The following is a 17,403-nucleotide window of genomic DNA, read 5'->3' as shown; positions in this document are numbered from 1 at the left end:
TTCACGGTGGGGGCGGCGATGGACAAGACAACGGCATTGGCGACACAGATCCTGGCGGGCGTGGGGGGCGAGGGCAATATCCTCAAACTGGAGAACTGCATGACGCGGGTGCGCGTCGAGGTCAGCGACGAACAGCGTCTGGATCTGGCGGCCCTCAAGCAGTTGCCCGGCGTGAAGGGCTATATCAAGCAGGGTGAACAGCATCAGTTTATCGTCGGCCCAGGCGCCGCCGCCAAGGTGGTGGACGCCATGCGCGCTTTGCTGAGCGGCAGCGCGCAGCCCGCCGTTGGTGACGCCGCCCGCACCAAGGCGCAGGCCAAACAGAAATACGCGGCGCCGATGAGCGGCGCGCTGAAAAAGCTGGCCGACGTTTTTATTCCGCTGATCCCGGCGTTTATCGCCTCGGGCCTGATCACTGGCATCATCAACCTGCTGAAACGGCCCGACATCGCCGGCCAGCTGGCGGTGGACTACCCGAACGCGCTGGGGCTGCTGGCGATCTTCGGCAGTGCGGTGTTCGCCATCATGAACATTCTGGTCGGGGTGAACGCCGCGCGGGTGTTCGGCGGCTCACAGGCGATGGGCGGCGTGATGGCCGGGATCCTCTCCAGCCCGGCGCTGGCGCAGATCACCTTGTTCGGCGAGGCGCTGCAGCCGGGGCGCGGCGGGGTGATCGCCGTACTGCTGGTGGTGGCGTTGATGTGCTGGGTGGAGAAACGCCTGCGCACGCTGCTGCCGGAGTCGGTCGAACTGATCCTCAATCCGCTGCTAACCACGCTGGTGACTGCCTCGTTGGCGATCCTGATCCTGCAGCCGATCGGCGGCGCCATTTCCGATGCCATCGCCCACGGCGCCAATCTGGCGATCGACAAGGGCGGGCTGCTTGTCGGGGCGCTGCTCTCCGGGCTGTTCCTGCCGCTGGTGCTGTCCGGCTTGCACCAGGGGCTGGTGCCGATCCACGTCGAGCTGGTGCAGGCGCACGGTTCCAACCCGCTGTTGCCGATCCTGGCGATGGCCGGCGTCGGTCAGGTGGGGGCGGCGCTGGCGGTGCTGTTGAAAACCCGCAACGCGCGGCTGAAGAAGGTGATCAAAGGGGCGTTGCCGGTCGGCATTCTCGGCATCGGCGAGCCGCTGATCTTCGGGGTGACGCTGCCGCTGGGCCGGCCGTTTATCGGCGCCTGCCTCGGCGGTGCGGTTGGCGGAGCGCTGATCAGCTACTGGAAGGTGGCGACGGTGATCACCTTCGGCATTTCGGGGCTGCCTTTGGCGTTGACCATCGTCTCAGGTAAGGTGATGTTGTATCTGGCGGGGATGCTGATTACGATTATCGCCGGTTTTCTCTTCACCTGGATGATGGGGTTCAACGATCCCGAGGAGTAGCGTTTGAGCGACAAGCAGCAACAACCGGCCGCAGAGGGGCGCCGCGTGGTCTTTTTCGATCTGGACGGCACCCTGCATCAGGAGGATATGTTCGGCAGTTTCTTGCGTTTTCTGCTGCGCCGCTTACCGCTGAACCTGTTGCTGGTGATACCGCTGCTGCTGCCGATCGGTCTGGCGCTGCTGCTGCTGGGACGCGCCGCGCGTTGGCCGATGAGCCTGCTGCTGTGGGCGATCACCTTCGGGCGTTCCGAAGCGACGCTAAAGGCGCTGGAGCGGCAGTTTATCGAGGCCTTTCGCCAGAAGGTGACCGCATTTCCGGTGGTGCAAATGCGGCTGCGGCAGTACCTGGAGGAGCACGATGCCGAAGTGTGGCTGATTACCGGCTCGCCGGAGCGGCTGGTGGAGCAGGTGTATCGCGATTCGGCGTTTCTGCCGCGGGTACGGTTGATCGGCAGCCGCATCACGCGCCGCTGCGGCGGCTGGGTCTTGACCCTGCGCTGCCTGGGGGCGCAGAAAGTGGTGCAGCTCGAGCAGCGGCTCGGTGTGCCGCTGAAGCTGTACAGCGGTTACAGCGACAGCAAGCAGGATAATCCGCTGCTGTTCTTTTGTGAGCACCGCTGGCGGGTAAGCAAGCAGGGCGAGCTGCAGCAGCTGGAATAAACCAAGGGCGGAAGATTCCGCCCTTTGCTGTTATCGCTGCCGCGTTCAGTCGTCGGTTACGTCGTGCGGTTTGCGCCCGAGCTGCCAGATCTTCTCCGCATAATGCCCCAGCGCCCACAGGCTCAGGCCAAGCAGCACGAAGAAAATCGCCTTCGGCATGCTGTCCCAGAAAAATTCGAACAGGCGGGTATAGAGGTTGATGCCGAGGAAGGTCAGCCCGAAGCCGCGCAGCATGGCGTCGTCATGCTTCAACCCCAGCCAGATGGCGGCGAGGGCGGCTAGCCCGAACAGCAGGCTCCAGTGGAACAGCTCAATTTGGCGCACGCGGTACCAGCTGTCGAGATCGCCATAGTTGCCGAAGATGGACAGCAGCCACAGCGCGATGAACAGGTACAGCAGGCCCATCGCCAGCGACACCCGCTGCAGGCCGCGCTGCGCCAATAGCGGCCGCAGCAGCAATGCGGCGGCAATCAGCACCGCGCCGAAGGCGATAAAGCGAATCGGGTAGCTCATGCCGAGCCAGTAGGCGCCCCAGCCGGACAGGTAGCCGGTCTCGGCACCGAAGGCATTGCCGAGCGACAGCAAGGCGAACCACCACACCAGCCCGGAGCGGCTGAACCAGCCGATCGCGCCGTACAGCAGCGCGGCGACCAGCAGCAGCACGGAAACCCGCCCGCTGCCGTTATCCAGCCAGACGCCCAGTTGCCATAAGGCGCAGGCGGTGAGCAACACGGCGACAAACAGCGCCGCCTCATTGCCGTAGCGTTTTTCCGGGTGGCGTTGACGACGACGCAGCGCCCAGACGTAGGCCAGCGCCGCCAGTAGGCCGGCGATCGCCATGCGCACCGGCGCGTCGAAGCGGAACAGTTCGCTCAGCCATTCAAGCAGTGCGCTGTCGGCGAACAGGCTGGTGACGGCGATCAGCAACGAGGCCAGCGCGGCGAGAAACGCATAGCGCGCCAGCCGTCGCCAGTCGAAAGGCTGCACGTCCACATGCAGCAGCAGTTGCTGTTGTTGCTCGGGGGTCAAGGCACCTTCCCCAACCCAGCCGTCCAGCGCCTTGCGCACCACGACGGCGTTCTTTTTACTGAGTTTCATGTTTCTTGTCCCTGAATCACACGCTGATGTGGCCAGTATAGCCATTGGCGGGCGGCTACGACAAAGGGAGGCTAGTGTGTATAATGCCCGCCGCAAAAGCGCACGAGGAATTATGCGATGACTGAATATAACGATGAGTACTGGATGCGTCAGGCATTGCAGCTGGCCCTGCGCGCGCAGGAAGAGGGCGAGGTGCCGGTGGGTGCGCTGCTGGTGCTGGACAATCAGGTGATCGGCGAGGGCTGGAACCGGCCGATCGGCCGGCACGATCCTACCGCGCACGCCGAGATCATGGCGCTGCGCCAGGGCGGCGCGGTGCTGCAAAACTACCGCTTGTTGAACGCCACGCTGTACGTCACGCTGGAACCCTGCGTGATGTGCGCCGGCGCGATGGTGCACAGCCGCATCCGCCGGTTGGTGTACGGCGCCGCCGACGAGAAAACCGGCGCGGCCGGTTCGCTGGTGGATATTTTGCGCCATCCGGGCATGAATCATCAGGTGGAGATCGTCTCGGGCGTGCTGGCGGACGAATGCGCCGCCACCCTGAGCAATTTCTTCCGCCTGCGCCGCGAACAGAAAAAAGCGCTCAAGCTGGCGCAGCGGGCGGCGGATAAGCCGGAATAATCAGTAGTTGAGCGCCAGTTCCGGCATCACCGTCGGATAGCCTTTTCCCAACGCTTCCTGCTCGGCGGCCGCTTGCGCCGCCTTTCTCTCTTTTTCCTGCAGATAACCCACCAGGCTGACCTGGTAGCGGCGGATGTTTTCTACATAGTTGTAGGCTTCACGCCCGCGCGCATAGCCATAGGTCAGCTGCGGGTAGTAGCGCTTTTGGCTGAGCATCGGCAGGCGCTGTTTGACGTCGACCCAGCTGTCCGGATTGCCTTTTTGCGTTTTGGTCAGCTTGCGCGCGTCCAGCATATGGCCCCAGCCCATGTTGTAGGCCGCCAGCGAGAACCAGATGCGCTCATCTTCCGGCACGCTGTCCGGCACCTTGGCCATCAGCCGCTGCAGGTACAGGGCGCCACCCTGAATGCTCTCTTCCGGATCGAGGCGATCGTTGACCCCCAGGCCGTCGGCGGTGGCGCGGGTCAGCATCATCAGGCCGCGCACGCCGGTGGGGGAGGTGGCCTGCGGATTCCAGTGCGATTCCTGATAGGCGATGGCCGCCAGCAGCTTCCAGTCGATCTCGTTGGCGTGTTTCTCGAACAGCGGGCGGAAGTTGGGCAGCACCGAGTCGATGGCCGACAGGAAGGTTTTGGTATCCACGTAGTCGAAGCTGCCGACGTGGCCGAGGTATTTCTCTTCCAGCCGCGCCAGGGTGCCGTCGTCCACCATCTGGCTGTAGAAATCCAGCATCGCCGCGTACAGGCTGTCATCGCCGTCGCGTTTGAGGTACCAGGTGACCGGCTCTTCGTCGGTGACGTCGAACGCCACCGCCAGCTGCGGATGGATGCGCTGCAGCAGCGCGATGGTCACCGAATCGCCGAGGGTATAGTCCAGCTTGCCGTCGGCAACCCGCTCCAGCAGCTCTTTGGAGGTGAGATCGCTGGAGGACTCCCAGGCGAGATCCGGGTATTTATCCTGTTTGAGCTGCTTTAGCGTGCTGACGTGCGCGGAACCGGAGGCGACCGCCAGCTTGCCTTTGATGTCGGCGAAGCCTTTTGGCCGCGGGGTGCCCAGCCGGTACACCAGCTGTTGGGAAACGGAGTAGTAGGCGGGGCCGGTGCGCGCGCGGCTGAGGCGCTCCTGGTTGTAGATAAGGCCCGCCGCCAGCAGGTCGGCGTCGTCGTCGTCCAGATCGTCGAACAGGTCATTGATGTTCTGATGGGGGATCACCACCAGTTTTACCCCGAGGTAGTTGGCGAAGCGCTTGGCCAGTTCGTAGTCGAGCCCACCCGGCCCTTGCTTGGTGTTGAAATAGGTCAGCGGTGAGTTCAGCGTGCTGATACGCAACTCGCCGCGGGAAATGATCTCCTGGAGTTGCCCGCCCTGGCCGCTGCGCCAGGTGATATTGGGCCACAGCGCGAGAGCCAGAAGCAGGGTGACAACGCCGATGAGGATGTAGTTTATTTTAAGACGTTTCAAATAGTTATCCAGTGGTGGCACAGGTACGCCGGCGACGACAACCGCGACTTTTCTCATGGTTAAATCACCAGTGCGGGGGGCATTTTGCGCAACAAAACGCCAGTGTGCAACTTTATTGACACGTTATGACAATTCGACGGTGCGGCGCGCTTTTATCAATAATCCCTACGCAAACGGTTTCGTCGGCGGCGAGGATTCTCTATAATGACGCGCGTTTTCCCCTGTTGCGCCCAATGAAGCGTCTTATCCGTCGCTTCGAAGACGAGAGAACTTTGATTATGGAAATTCTGCGTGGTTCGCCCGCTTTATCGGCTTTTCGCATTACCAAACTGCTGTCCCGCTGCCAGGACGCCCACTTGCCCGTCAGTGATATCTACGCCGAGTATGTCCACTTTGCCGATGTTAGCGCACCGCTAAGTGCCGAAGAACACGCCAAACTTCAGCGCTTGCTCAAGTACGGTCCTTCTCTCGCCGAACACGCCCCCGAAGGCCGGCTGCTGCTGGTCACGCCGCGCCCGGGCACCATTTCCCCCTGGTCTTCCAAAGCCACCGACATCGCCCACAACTGCGGTTTGCAACAGGTGCTGCGGCTGGAGCGCGGTCTGGCGTTCTACGTCAAGGCGCCTGAGCTGACGGAAGCCCAGTGGCACCAGCTCGCCGCGCTGCTGCACGATCGCATGATGGAAACCGTCTTCAGCGAGCTGCAACAGGCTGAACAGCTGTTCGCGCACCATCAGCCGGCGCCGTATCAGTCGGTCGACGTGCTGGGCGCAGGGCGCGCCGCGCTGGAGCAGGCCAACGTCCGGCTCGGCCTGGCGCTGGCGCAGGACGAGATCGATTACCTGCTGAATGCCTTTACCGGTTTGGGGCGCAACCCGACGGATATCGAACTCTATATGTTTGCGCAGGCCAACTCTGAGCACTGCCGCCACAAGATTTTCAATGCCGATTGGATCATCGACGGCGAACAGCAGCCCAAGTCGCTGTTCAAAATGATCAAGAACACCTATGAGCAGACGCCGGACTATGTGCTGTCGGCGTATAAAGACAACGCCGCGGTGATGGAAGGCTCGCAGGTCGGCCGCTTCTTCGCCGCGCCGGAGAACGGCACGTACGATTACCATCAGGAAGACGCGCATATCCTGATGAAGGTGGAAACCCACAACCACCCGACGGCGATCTCGCCGTGGCCGGGCGCCGCGACCGGCTCCGGCGGCGAGATCCGCGACGAAGGCGCCACCGGCCGCGGCGCCAAGCCGAAGGCCGGCCTGGTGGGCTTCTCGGTGTCCAACCTGCGCATTCCCGGCTTTGAACAGCCGTGGGAGCAGGACTTCGGCAAACCGGAGCGCATTGTCACCGCGCTGGACATCATGACCGAAGGCCCGCTGGGCGGCGCGGCGTTCAACAACGAATTCGGTCGCCCGGCGCTGCTGGGCTACTTCCGCACCTATGAAGAGCGCGTCAACAGCCATAACGGCGTGGAGCTGCGCGGCTACCACAAACCGATCATGCTGGCGGGCGGTATCGGCAACATCCGCGCCGATCACGTGCAGAAAGGGGAAATCACCGTCGGCGCCAAGCTGGTGGTGCTGGGCGGCCCGGCGATGAATATCGGTCTGGGCGGCGGCGCGGCGTCATCGATGGCGTCCGGCCAGTCCGATGCCGATTTGGACTTCGCGTCGGTGCAGCGCGACAACCCGGAAATGGAACGCCGCTGTCAGGAAGTGATCGACCGCTGCTGGCAGCTGGGCGACCAGAACCCGATCCTGTTTATCCATGACGTCGGCGCCGGCGGCCTGTCCAACGCCATGCCGGAGCTGGTGAGCGACGGCGGCCGCGGCGGCCGTTTCGAACTGCGCGACATCCTCAACGACGAGCCGGGCATGAGCCCGCTGGAAGTATGGTGCAACGAATCGCAGGAACGTTACGTGATGGCGATCGCCCCGGCGCAGATGGCGCAGTTCGACGAGATCTGCCGCCGCGAGCGCGCGCCTTACGCGGTGATCGGCGAAGCGACCGAAGAGCAACATCTGACGTTGAACGATCGTCACTTCGACAATCAGCCGATCGACATGCCGCTGGACGTGCTGCTCGGCAAGACGCCGAAGATGACCCGCGACGTGACCCGTCTGCAGGCGCAGGGCCAGGCGGTACAGCGTGAGAACATCACGCTGGCCGACGCGGTGAAGCGCGTGCTGCATCTGCCGGCCGTCGCGGAGAAAACCTTCCTGATCACCATCGGCGACCGCACCGTCACCGGCATGGTGGCGCGCGACCAAATGGTCGGCCCGTGGCAGATCCCGGTAGCCGACTGCGCGGTCACCACCGCCAGTCTGGACAGCTATTATGGCGAAGCGATGTCGCTCGGCGAACGCGCGCCTGTGGCGCTGCTGGACTTCGCCGCCTCCGGCCGCCTGGCGGTCGGGGAAGCGCTGACCAACCTGGCCGCCACGGAAATCGGCAGCCTGAAGCGCGTGAAGCTGTCCGCCAACTGGATGGCCGCCGCCGGCCACCCGGGTGAAGACGCCGGCCTGTACGAAGCGGTGAAAGCGGTGGGCGAAGAGCTGTGCCCGGCGCTGGGCATCACCATTCCGGTGGGCAAAGACTCCATGTCGATGAAAACCCGCTGGCAGGAAGGCAATGAACAGCGTGAAATGACCTCGCCGCTGTCGCTGGTCATCACCGCCTTCGCCCGCGTGGAAGACGTGCGCCACACCGTGACGCCGCAATTGCGCACCGATAAGGGCGACAGCGCGCTGCTGTTGATCGACCTGGGCAACGGCCATAACGCGCTGGGTGCTACCGCGCTGGCGCAGGTTTATCGCCAACTGGGCGACAAACCGGCCGACGTGCGCGATGTCGCGCAGCTGGCGGGCTTCTTCAACGCCATGCAGCAGCTGGTGGCCGATCGCGCGCTGCTGGCTTATCACGACCGCGCTGACGGCGGCCTGCTGGTGACGCTGGCGGAGATGGCCTTCGCCGGTCACTGCGGCGTAGAGGTTAACCTCGATGGCCTCGGCGACGATGCGCTGGCGGTGCTGTTCAACGAAGAGCTGGGCGCGGTGATCCAGGTGAGCGCCGAACGTCTCGACGACGTGAAGCGGGCGTTCGCGCAGCACGGTCTGACCGACAACGTGCATCACATCGGCAGCGTACAGGCCGGCGATCGTTTCGTCATCAATCAGCACGGCAAAGCGTTGTACAGCGAAAGCCGCAATACCCTGCGCACCTGGTGGGCGGAAACGACCTGGCAGATGCAGCGTCTGCGCGACAACCCGGCGTGCGCCGATCAGGAACATCAGGCCAAGCAGGATGAACAAGATCCCGGCCTGAACGTGAAGCTGACCTTCGCACCCGAGGAAGACATCGCTGCGCCGTACATCGCCAAGGGCGCTCGCCCGAAAGTGGCGGTGCTGCGCGAGCAGGGGGTGAACTCCCACGTTGAAATGGCGGCGGCGTTCCACCGCGCCGGCTTTGACGCCGTGGACGTGCACATGAGCGATCTGCTGGCCGGGCGTCGCGATCTGCAGGACTTCCACACGCTGGTGGCCTGCGGCGGCTTCTCTTACGGCGACGTTCTGGGCGCCGGCGAAGGCTGGGCGAAGTCTATCCTGTTCAACGAGCGGGTGCGCGACGAGTTCGAGGCGTTCTTCCACCGTCCGCAGACGCTGGCGCTGGGCGTGTGCAACGGCTGCCAGATGATGTCCAACCTGCGTGAGCTGATCCCGGGCGCCGAACACTGGCCGCGCTTCGTGCGCAACCTGTCGGATCGCTTCGAGGCGCGCTTCAGCCTGGTGGAAGTGGCGGCCAGCCCGTCGCTGTTCATGCAGGGCATGACCGGCTCGCGCATGCCGATCGCCGTTTCCCATGGCGAAGGGCATGTCGAAGTGCGCGATGCGGCGCATCTGGCGGCGTTGGAAAGCCACGGCCTGGTGGCGCTGCGTTTCGTCAACAACGCCGGTCAGGTCACGGAAGCTTACCCGGCTAACCCGAACGGTTCGCCGAATGGCATCACCGCCGTGACCAGCGCCAACGGGCGCGCAACGGTGATGATGCCGCACCCGGAACGCGTGTTCCGCACCGTCAGCAACTCCTGGCACCCGGAAGAGTGGGGCGAGGATAGCCCGTGGATGCGCATGTTCCGCAACGCCCGTAAGCAACTGGGCTAAAAACGGCCACCACCGTACAGAGGGCGCAAGTAATTGCGCCCTTTTTTATGGCCGGCACTCGGCGATTGGCGGCAGTGTCTGCATTTAGCGACAAGCGCTGGTTTGCTTGTCGCTAAATGGAGACATTTAACCCATTGATTTTATTGTCGGTAAACAGGTTTGACTTTAGTTGTCGGCGTTTGGCGACAGGGTGGTGTTTTTTTCATCGTGCATTGGTGCTGATTGGGTGCATGGATTTACCTTTTTTTATTTATTATCAAATAAAATCATTATGTTATGATTTTTGTTGCAAAGTTGGCACGTAACGTGCATTATTCTCGGCGGCTGCTCATTCACCTTTTTATGACGGTGCCGTAATTAGACGGCAAATTACCTCATAAGCCTCCGAATGATGCCAAAGAAATGGTGCCTATCGTCCAACCAAACCGATAACAGACCGCGCAAGCGGCTTTATCAAGCATCGGGCGACACGTGGAGTGAGGCACCGCCTGTATCCAACTGTGATGAAGGGTTCATCAATCCTGGATACTTACGGATGCTATTCGTCCTGTTCGATGCCAGCCGCTGCGCTACATCACCCTGGGGACGAGGTTCAAGGGCATCCACACTTTCCTTGCGGCGGGGCAAGCTTATTGCCCCGGCGTCAATTCTCAACGCTGCGCTTACCCCTGTTTCGTTGCCTATGCCCTCGAACGCAGACGCTATTCCCACACTCTCGCTTTCGTACCGGTTTTTGTTACCGGGACCGTATGTCATTGGCAGGCCAACCTTATCGGCGCGGTTCACCGATCCCGCGGCTTTTTCCTTGTGCGTTCAGGATTCTCCCTTGCCGGGCTTTTCTCTTTCCGGCGAGTCAGTTAGCATCGTGACAGGCCTGAGAGAATGAGATGATTTCGTTGAAAAAATGGCGTTTATTCCCCCGTTCGCTGCGGCAATTGGTGCTGCTGGCGTTCCTGTTGGTGCTGCTGCCGCTGTTGGTGCTGGCCTATCAGGCCTACCAGAGTCTGGATCACCTGAGCGCGCAGGCGGCGGACATCAACCGCACCACGCTGGTGGACGCGCGGCGCAGCGAGGCGATGACCAGCGTGGCGCTGGAGATGGAGCGCAGCTATCGTCAGTACTGCGTGCTGGTTGAGCCCACGCTGCAGAAGCTGTACCAAAATCAGCGCAAGCAGTATTCGCAGATGCTGGACGCCCACGCGCCGATTCTGCCGGACGAGCGCTACTACCAAACGTTGCGTCAGTTGCTGACCCAGCTGGCGGCGATCAAGTGCCATAACAGCGGGCCGGACCAAGAAGCCTCCGCCTTGCTCGAGTCGTTCTCGCGCTCCAATGCCGAAATGGTGCAGGCCACGCGCGCGGTGGTGTTCTCGCGCGGCCAGCAGCTGCAGCAGGCCATCGCCGAGCGCGGCCAGTTCTTCGGCTGGCAGGCGCTGCTGCTGTTCCTGGTCAGCGTGCTGCTGGTGGTGCTGTTCACCCGCATGATCATCGGGCCGGTCAAGGCCGTGGAGCGGATGATCAACCGCCTGGGGGAAGGGCGCGCGTTGGGCAGCACCGCATCGTTCAAAGGGCCGCGCGAGCTGCGTTCGCTGGCGCAGCGCATCATCTGGCTGAGCGAACGGCTGGCGTGGCTGGAGTCGCAGCGCCACGAGTTCCTGCGCCATATCTCGCACGAATTGAAAACGCCGCTGGCCAGCATGCGCGAAGGCACCGAACTGCTGGCCGACGAGGTGGCGGGGCCGCTGACTTCCGACCAGAAAGAGGTGGTGACGATCCTCGACAACAGCAGCCGCCACCTGCAGCAGCTGATTGAACAACTGCTGGATTACAACCGCAAACTGGCCGATGGCCCGGCGGAGCACGAGAACGTCGAGCTGCGCGAGATGGTCGATTTGGTGGTCGCCGCGCACAGTTTGCCGGCGCGGGCGAAGATGATTTCCACCGAAATCGCGCTGGAAGCGGAAATCTGCTGGGCAGAGCCTACGCTATTAATGCGCGTGCTGGATAATCTCTACTCCAATGCGGTGCACTACGGCAAGGAATCCGGTAACATTTGGATCCGCAGCCGTCAGGTTGGACAACGGGTGCAAATCGACGTCGCCAATACCGGCACGCCGATCCCCGAGGCTGAAAGAGCCATGATTTTCGAGCCTTTTTTCCAGGGTAGTCACCAGCGAAAAGGGGCGGTAAAAGGAAGCGGACTGGGGTTGAGCATCGCTCAGGACTGTATCCGTCGCATGCGCGGTGAGCTGCAACTGGCGACGGTCGCCGGTGCAGACGTCTGCTTCCGCATTGAACTGCCGTTAACCGCCGAGAATGAATAAATAATGTACACATGGTCTAAACGCCTTCGTCTTTCACAGACCGAACGTTCACCGCGTGCCACGCACAGAGCGCCGCTCGGCAAACGCCCGATCACCTGGCTGGGCGCCGTTTTCTTTATGCCGCTGTTGCTGGCGGGCTGCGTCGATCGCGCCGTCAGCGGCGGATTGAGCGCTCAGCAGCAAGAGGCGATCCCGGATACCAAGGTGATCGATTACCGCACCGCGGCTTGCGATACCCTGTGGCAATTGGACGACAAGGACGCGCTGGATAACGCGCTCTACTGGCTGCGCGCGATGGACTGCGCCGATCGCATCGGCTCGACCCAGGCGCGTGCGCTGGCGAAAACGGTGCCGGGCGACAGCTGGTCCGGCGTTTTCAAACAGAGCATCCTGCTGGGGAGCGCACAGCCGACCTCCGGTGAACGCCGCCAGATGCTCGACAGGATCAACAGTTACCGGATGGAGTTCCCCGGTTCGCTACGTCCGTTGACGCAGCTGTGGCGCCAGCAGCAGATGCTGCAGATCACGTTGTTCGATGAGAGAGCGCGTTATCAGCATCTGCAGGAGAGCAGCGACAGCCAGATCGATTCGCTGCGCCAGAATCAGGCGCGCCTGCAGTCGCAGCTGCAGGACACCTCGCGCAAGCTGGAAAACCTGACCGATATCGAACGCCAGCTCTCATCGCGCAAGCAGCTGCAAGGGGAAATCCCGGAAAACGGCGCGGGCCAGCAGAAGGGCGAAGCCGCCGGTAAAAGCGGCGCGGCCGCCAAAGGCGCTGAAACGCAGGACGAACCGGAAAAAGGCACCGCGCTGCCGGTTGAACCGGAAGACACCTATACGCCGCACCCCGCCAATAAGGAGTCCCACGCGCAATGACCGCACGCAAACCGGCCAACCTGTTATTGGTTGACGACGATCCCAGCCTGCTGAAGCTGCTGGGCATGCGCCTGACCAGCGAAGGTTTTCACGTCACCACCGCCGAAAGCGGCCAGGAAGCGCTGCGCCTGTTGGCGCGCGAACAGATCGATCTGGTGATCAGCGATCTGCGCATGGATGAGATGGACGGCATGGCGCTGTTCGCCGAAATCCAAAAGCATCAGCCGGGCATGCCGGTGATCATTCTTACCGCGCACGGTTCGATTCCCGATGCGGTGGCCGCCACCCAGCAGGGGGTGTTCAGCTTCCTCACCAAACCGGTGGATCGCGATGCGCTCTATAAGGCCATCGACGAGGCGCTGTCGCTGTCGGCCTCCCCCGCGGGTGACGACGCCTGGCGCGAAGACATCGTCACCCGCAGCCCGTTGATGCTGCGGCTGCTGGAGCAGGTGAAAATGGTGGCCCAGTCCGACGTCAGCGTGTTGATCAACGGCCAGAGCGGCACCGGCAAAGAGGTGTTGGCGCAGGCGATCCACGCCGCCAGCCCGCGCGCGGGCAAGGCGTTCATCGCCATCAACTGCGGGGCGCTGCCGGAGCAACTGCTGGAGTCCGAACTGTTCGGCCACGCCAAGGGCGCCTTCACCGGCGCGGTCAGCAGCCGCGAGGGGCTGTTCCAGGCGGCGGCGGGCGGCACGCTGTTCCTCGACGAGATAGGCGACATGCCGCTGTCGCTGCAGGTGAAACTGCTGCGCGTGCTGCAGGAGCGCAAGGTGCGGCCGCTGGGCAGCAACCGCGATCTGGACATCGACGTGCGCATTATCTCCGCCACCCACCGCGATCTGCAAAAGGCGATGGCGAAGAACGAGTTCCGCGAAGATCTCTACTATCGCCTCAACGTGGTGAATCTGAAGATCCCGGCGCTCAACGAGCGTGCCGAAGACATTCCGCTGCTGGCCAATCACCTGTTGCGCGAAGCGGCTCAGCGGCACAAGCCGTTCGTGCGCAGCTTCTCGACCGACGCCATGAAGCGGCTGATGACCGCCAGCTGGCCGGGCAACGTGCGTCAGTTGGTCAACGTCATCGAGCAGTGCGTGGCGCTGACTTCGGCGCCGGTGATCAGCGAGGCGCTAGTGGAACAGGCGCTGGAAGGGGAAAACACCGCGCTGCCGACTTTCGCCGAAGCGCGCAACCAGTTTGAGTTGCACTATCTGCGCAAACTGCTGCAGATCACCAAGGGCAACGTGACCCAGGCCGCGCGCATGGCGGGCCGCAACCGCACCGAGTTTTACAAATTGCTGTCGCGCCACGAGCTGGACGCCAACGATTTCAAAGAATGACAGATTCCCGCCGGCGCCTGCCACGCAGGTTCTCAACAAATCCGGCGGAATGATTTACACTCCGTTCTCTTTGCCGCGGCGCGCCCCGGCGTAGAGCACCATGGAACGTATTAAGCGGGATCGTACACAAATGAGCAGATCACTTTCCATCGCCCTGGCCCAGCTGAACCTGCTGGTCGGCGACATTGAAGGCAACACCGAACGCATGTTGCAAATCGTGCAGGAGCAGCAGAAGGCGGGAGCCGATCTGGTCATGTTCACCGAACTGGCGCTGTCCGGCTACCCGCCGGAAGACCTGTTGTACCGCAATGATTTCTATCAGCGCTGTGATGCGCAGCTGCTGCGCCTGCAGCAGGCTTCCGCCGAGACGGCGATCCTGGTCGGCCACCCGTGGCGCGAAGGCGACAAGCTGTACAACGCGCTGTCGCTGTTTGCCGAAGGCCGCCTGCTGACCCGCTACTTCAAACAGCAGTTGCCGAACTACGGCGTGTTCGATGAGAAGCGCTATTTCCACGCCGGCAACGACACCTGCGTGGTGGAACTGAAAGGCTACCGTCTGGGGCTGCTGATTTGCGAAGATCTGTGGTTCCCGGAGCCGATCGACGCCGCCAAGGCCGCCGGCGCGGAGATTATCCTGTCGATCAACGCCTCGCCGTATAACCGCGAAAAACCGTATATCCGCAAAACGCTGATGGCCGGCCACTGCCAGCGCACCCAGCTGCCGCTGGTGTACCTCAACCAGGTCGGCGGCCAGGATGAGCTGATTTTCGACGGCTGCTCCAAGGTCTTCGACGCCGCCGGCACCATGACCCACCGTCTGGCGGCCTTCGACGAGCAGGTCACTCGCCTGGAATTCAACGAGCTGGACGTGGTGCCGATGGCCGATCCGGCCGCCGAACTGCCGCAGCTGGCGCAGGTGTATCAGGCGCTGGTGTTGGCGGTGCGCGACTACGTGACCAAGAACGGTTTCAAAGGCGCGGTGCTGGGGCTGTCCGGCGGCATCGACTCGGCGCTGACGCTGGCGATCGCCGTGGATGCGTTAGGTAAAGACAAGGTGCAGGCGCTGATGATGCCGTTCCGCTATACCGCGGATATCAGCATCGCCGACGCCAAGGAAGAAGCGGAAATCCTCGGCGTGGAGTTCGATATCGTCTCCATCGAACCGATGTTCGACGCCTTTATGGGCCAGCTGTCGCCGATGTTCGCCGGCACCGAGCGCGACACCACCGAAGAAAACCTGCAGGCGCGTTGCCGCGGGGTGGTGCTGATGGCGCTGTCCAACAAACGCCGCAGCATCGTGCTGACCACCGGCAACAAGAGCGAAATGGCGGTGGGTTATGCCACGCTGTACGGCGATATGGCCGGCGGTTTCGACGTGCTGAAGGACGTGCCGAAAACGCTGGTGTTCAAGCTGTCCGAATACCGCAACACCGTCTCCTACGTGATCCCGCAGCGGGTGATCGATCGTCCGCCGTCCGCCGAGCTGGCGCCGGATCAGGTCGATCAGGACAGCCTGCCGCCGTACGATATCCTGGATGCGATCCTGGAAGGCTACGTTGAGCGCGACAAGTCGGTCGCCGATCTGGTGGCCGAAGGCTTCGACGAAGCGATCGTGCGCAAGGTGATCCGCCTGGTGGACATCAACGAATACAAGCGGCGTCAGGCCGCCGTCGGGCCGCGCATCACCGCCCGTAACTTCGGCAAAGACCGCCGTTATCCCATCACATCCGGTTTTGGCCGCAAAAATTGGTAATAAGGAAAGAAGATGAAAAAGATCGACGCGATTATCAAGCCGTTCAAACTGGATGACGTCCGCGAAGCGCTGGCCGAAGTGGGCATCACCGGCATGACGGTCACCGAAGTCAAAGGCTTCGGCCGCCAGAAGGGCCACACCGAGCTGTACCGCGGCGCCGAGTACATGGTCGACTTTCTGCCGAAGGTGAAGATAGAGATCGTGGTTGCCGACGACATCGTCGACACCTGCGTAGAAACCATCATGCAGACGGCGCAGACCGGCAAGATCGGTGACGGCAAGATCTTCGTCTTCGACGTGGCGCGCGTGGTGCGCATCCGTACCGGCGAGCAGGACGAAGAAGCGATCTGATCCTCCGCAGGATCATCGGTCATCAGGGCGCAGCTTGCTGCGCCCTTGTCATTTCTGTCCCCCCGCACATCGCACTTCTTCGCCTCATTGTTCCCCCCATTTTTGCCTGTCGGCATTCTAAAAAAGCGAACGCTATCGCGTTTTTGATACTTTTCCCGATCGCTTCTCTCGCGAGATCTACAATCAACGTAACTATTTTGATTAAGGTGATCCCCAATGAATTTCAAGTTGCGGCTAGGCGGCAAGGGCGTGCATCCCCAGGAGCTTACTCAAGTAAGTGACTGGGGTAAGCGAACGCAGACAACAACGCAGCGGCTTGAAAGGCGATGGGGATGATGACGTTACGCCAAATCCGCCACTTCATCGCCGTGGCGGAAACCGGGTCGATCTCCGCCGGCGCCCAGGCGGTGTTTGTCTCCCAGTCTTCGCTGACGCTCGCTATCCAGCAGCTGGAAACCGAGATCGGCGTGCGGTTGTTCGATCGCCACGCCAAGGGCATGACGCTGACCCATCAGGGGCACCAGTTTTTGCGTCAGTCGTATCTGATCCTGGCGACGGTGGACAACGCCAAGCGCAGCCTGCAGATCGGCACCGAAAGCCTGACCGGCAAGCTGACCGTCGGCGTCACCAGCCTGGTGGCCGGCTACTTTCTGGTGGAGCTGCTCACGCGCTTTAAATCGGCCTATCCCAACGTCACCGTGCAGGTGGTTGAAGATGAACGCCCGTACATCGAGCATCTGCTGGTTAGCGGCGAGATCGACATCGGCGTGCTGATCTTGTCGAACATCGAAGACCGCGACGCGCTGCAGACCGAGGTGCTGATGCACTCGCCGTATCGCCTGTGGCTACCGCCGCTGCACCCGCTGCTGGAGCACGAGAGCATCAGCCTGGCGGACGTGGCCAAACAGCCGCTGATCCAGCTCAACGCTGATGAAATGGACGTGCACGCGCGGCGCATCTGGGCGCGCGCCGGGCTGAAGCCGGAGATCGCGATGAAGACCGCCTCGACCGAGGCGGTGCGCAGCCTGGTGGCGGCGGGGATGGGGGTCTCCATCCAGCCCGACATGGCGTACCGCGCCTGGTCGCTGGAGGGCAATATGATCGAGGCGCGCAAGCTGGACGATCTGCTGGAGCCGCTGGATATCGGGCTGGCATGGCGGCGCGGCAGCGCGCGGCCGGAGCTGGTGACGCCGTTCCTCACCATCGCGCGCGAGAACGGCAGCAAACACGCCGCCGGGCTTAAGCATTCGATTTAATCGAACGCGGCGTTCAGTATTTAGAATTTGTTGCCCGCCAGAGGCTCGCTTAGGCTGATTAAAACTAACTTATTCACATTTAGTTAACGTTTTTGTCACTTAGGGGCGTCAGGC

General features: G+C 62.3%; 12 protein-coding genes. 10 read left to right on the top strand and 2 right to left on the bottom strand.

Features of this window, described 5'->3' with window-relative positions; translation table 11 throughout:
* Nucleotides 1–18 precede the first annotated feature (18 nt).
* Nucleotides 19–1,380, top strand: a complete 1,362-nt coding sequence (locus CPH57_RS15190; RefSeq protein WP_096242499.1) for a PTS transporter subunit EIIC — start codon at nucleotides 19–21, stop codon at nucleotides 1,378–1,380.
* Between the two features lie 3 nt (nucleotides 1,381–1,383).
* The gene (yfhb, locus tag CPH57_RS15185) at nucleotides 1,384–2,040 is read left to right on the top strand and encodes a phosphatidylglycerophosphatase C (RefSeq protein ID WP_070914447.1); all 657 of its coding nucleotides are present in this window, start codon (nucleotides 1,384–1,386) and stop codon (nucleotides 2,038–2,040) included.
* Between the two features lie 45 nt (nucleotides 2,041–2,085).
* On the opposite strand, the gene CPH57_RS15180 is transcribed toward yfhb, so the two are convergent.
* Nucleotides 2,086–3,138: a DUF2157 domain-containing protein gene (locus tag CPH57_RS15180; RefSeq protein WP_096242498.1), complete on the bottom strand. Its 1,053-nt coding sequence runs from the start codon at nucleotides 3,136–3,138 to the stop codon at nucleotides 2,086–2,088.
* A 117-nt stretch (nucleotides 3,139–3,255) separates the two neighbouring features.
* On the opposite strand from CPH57_RS15180, the gene tadA reads away from it, so the two are divergent.
* The gene (gene tadA, locus CPH57_RS15175; protein ID WP_033644114.1) at nucleotides 3,256–3,762 is read left to right on the top strand and encodes a tRNA adenosine(34) deaminase TadA; all 507 of its coding nucleotides are present in this window, start codon (nucleotides 3,256–3,258) and stop codon (nucleotides 3,760–3,762) included.
* Here tadA and mltF read toward each other — a convergent pair whose 3' ends face one another.
* On the bottom strand, nucleotides 3,763–5,223 hold the full coding sequence (mltF, locus tag CPH57_RS15170) for a membrane-bound lytic murein transglycosylase MltF (RefSeq protein ID WP_033644113.1): 1,461 nt from the start codon (nucleotides 5,221–5,223) through the stop codon (nucleotides 3,763–3,765).
* A 275-nt stretch (nucleotides 5,224–5,498) separates the two neighbouring features.
* On the opposite strand from mltF, the gene purL reads away from it, so the two are divergent.
* The 7 genes from purL to CPH57_RS15130 all read left to right on the top strand — a co-directional run bounded on the left by purL (nucleotide 5,499) and on the right by CPH57_RS15130 (nucleotide 17,289).
* A complete protein-coding gene (purL, locus tag CPH57_RS15165; protein ID WP_172428024.1) occupies nucleotides 5,499–9,392 on the top strand; it encodes a phosphoribosylformylglycinamidine synthase in 3,894 nt (1,297 codons plus the stop codon).
* A gap of 887 nt (nucleotides 9,393–10,279) precedes the next feature.
* Nucleotides 10,280–11,716, top strand: a complete 1,437-nt coding sequence (locus CPH57_RS15160; RefSeq protein WP_033644112.1) for a HAMP domain-containing sensor histidine kinase — start codon at nucleotides 10,280–10,282, stop codon at nucleotides 11,714–11,716.
* Nucleotides 11,717–11,719: 3 nt separating this feature from the next.
* The gene (gene qseG, locus CPH57_RS15155) at nucleotides 11,720–12,592 is read left to right on the top strand and encodes a two-component system QseEF-associated lipoprotein QseG (RefSeq protein WP_096242497.1); all 873 of its coding nucleotides are present in this window, start codon (nucleotides 11,720–11,722) and stop codon (nucleotides 12,590–12,592) included.
* The gene (gene glrR / locus CPH57_RS15150) at nucleotides 12,589–13,929 is read left to right on the top strand and encodes a two-component system response regulator GlrR (RefSeq protein ID WP_033644111.1); all 1,341 of its coding nucleotides are present in this window, start codon (nucleotides 12,589–12,591) and stop codon (nucleotides 13,927–13,929) included. The genes qseG and glrR overlap by 4 nt, the downstream gene beginning before the upstream one ends.
* 130 nt (nucleotides 13,930–14,059) lie before the next feature.
* Entirely contained in the window at nucleotides 14,060–15,682 is a 1,623-nt protein-coding gene (locus CPH57_RS15145) for an NAD+ synthase (RefSeq protein WP_033644110.1), read from the top strand.
* Nucleotides 15,683–15,694: 12 nt separating this feature from the next.
* Complete coding sequence (gene glnB / locus CPH57_RS15140) at nucleotides 15,695–16,033, top strand: nitrogen regulatory protein P-II (protein WP_004847623.1); 339 nt, start codon at nucleotides 15,695–15,697, stop codon at nucleotides 16,031–16,033.
* A 332-nt stretch (nucleotides 16,034–16,365) separates the two neighbouring features.
* Complete coding sequence (locus CPH57_RS15130) at nucleotides 16,366–17,289, top strand: LysR substrate-binding domain-containing protein (RefSeq protein WP_004941365.1); 924 nt, start codon at nucleotides 16,366–16,368, stop codon at nucleotides 17,287–17,289.
* The last annotated feature ends 114 nt before the right edge of the window (nucleotides 17,290–17,403 follow it).

The sequence above is a fragment of the Serratia sp. JKS000199 genome (assembly GCF_900215455.1).
Classification (GTDB): Bacteria; Pseudomonadota; Gammaproteobacteria; order Enterobacterales; family Enterobacteriaceae; genus Serratia; species Serratia ureilytica.
Note: the sequence above shows the minus strand (reverse complement) of the source record. Positions and strands in the feature narration are given on the sequence as shown.

Bases quoted from the DNA above. Each gene is read 5' to 3' on its own strand.
- CPH57_RS15190 (WP_096242499.1), top strand. From the start codon at position 19: ATGGACAAGACAACGGCATTGGCGACACAGATCCTGGCGGGCGTGGGG.
- tadA (WP_033644114.1), top strand. From the start codon at position 3,256: ATGACTGAATATAACGATGAGTACTGGATGCGTCAGGCATTGCAGCTG.
- glrR (WP_033644111.1), top strand. From the start codon at position 12,589: ATGACCGCACGCAAACCGGCCAACCTGTTATTGGTTGACGACGATCCC.
- CPH57_RS15145 (WP_033644110.1), top strand. From the start codon at position 14,060: ATGAGCAGATCACTTTCCATCGCCCTGGCCCAGCTGAACCTGCTGGTC.
- CPH57_RS15130 (WP_004941365.1), top strand. From the start codon at position 16,366: ATGATGACGTTACGCCAAATCCGCCACTTCATCGCCGTGGCGGAAACC.
- CPH57_RS15160 (WP_033644112.1), top strand. From the start codon at position 10,280: ATGATTTCGTTGAAAAAATGGCGTTTATTCCCCCGTTCGCTGCGGCAA.
- glnB (WP_004847623.1), top strand. From the start codon at position 15,695: ATGAAAAAGATCGACGCGATTATCAAGCCGTTCAAACTGGATGACGTC.
- qseG (WP_096242497.1), top strand. From the start codon at position 11,720: ATGTACACATGGTCTAAACGCCTTCGTCTTTCACAGACCGAACGTTCA.
- CPH57_RS15180 (WP_096242498.1), bottom strand. From the start codon at position 3,138: ATGAAACTCAGTAAAAAGAACGCCGTCGTGGTGCGCAAGGCGCTGGAC.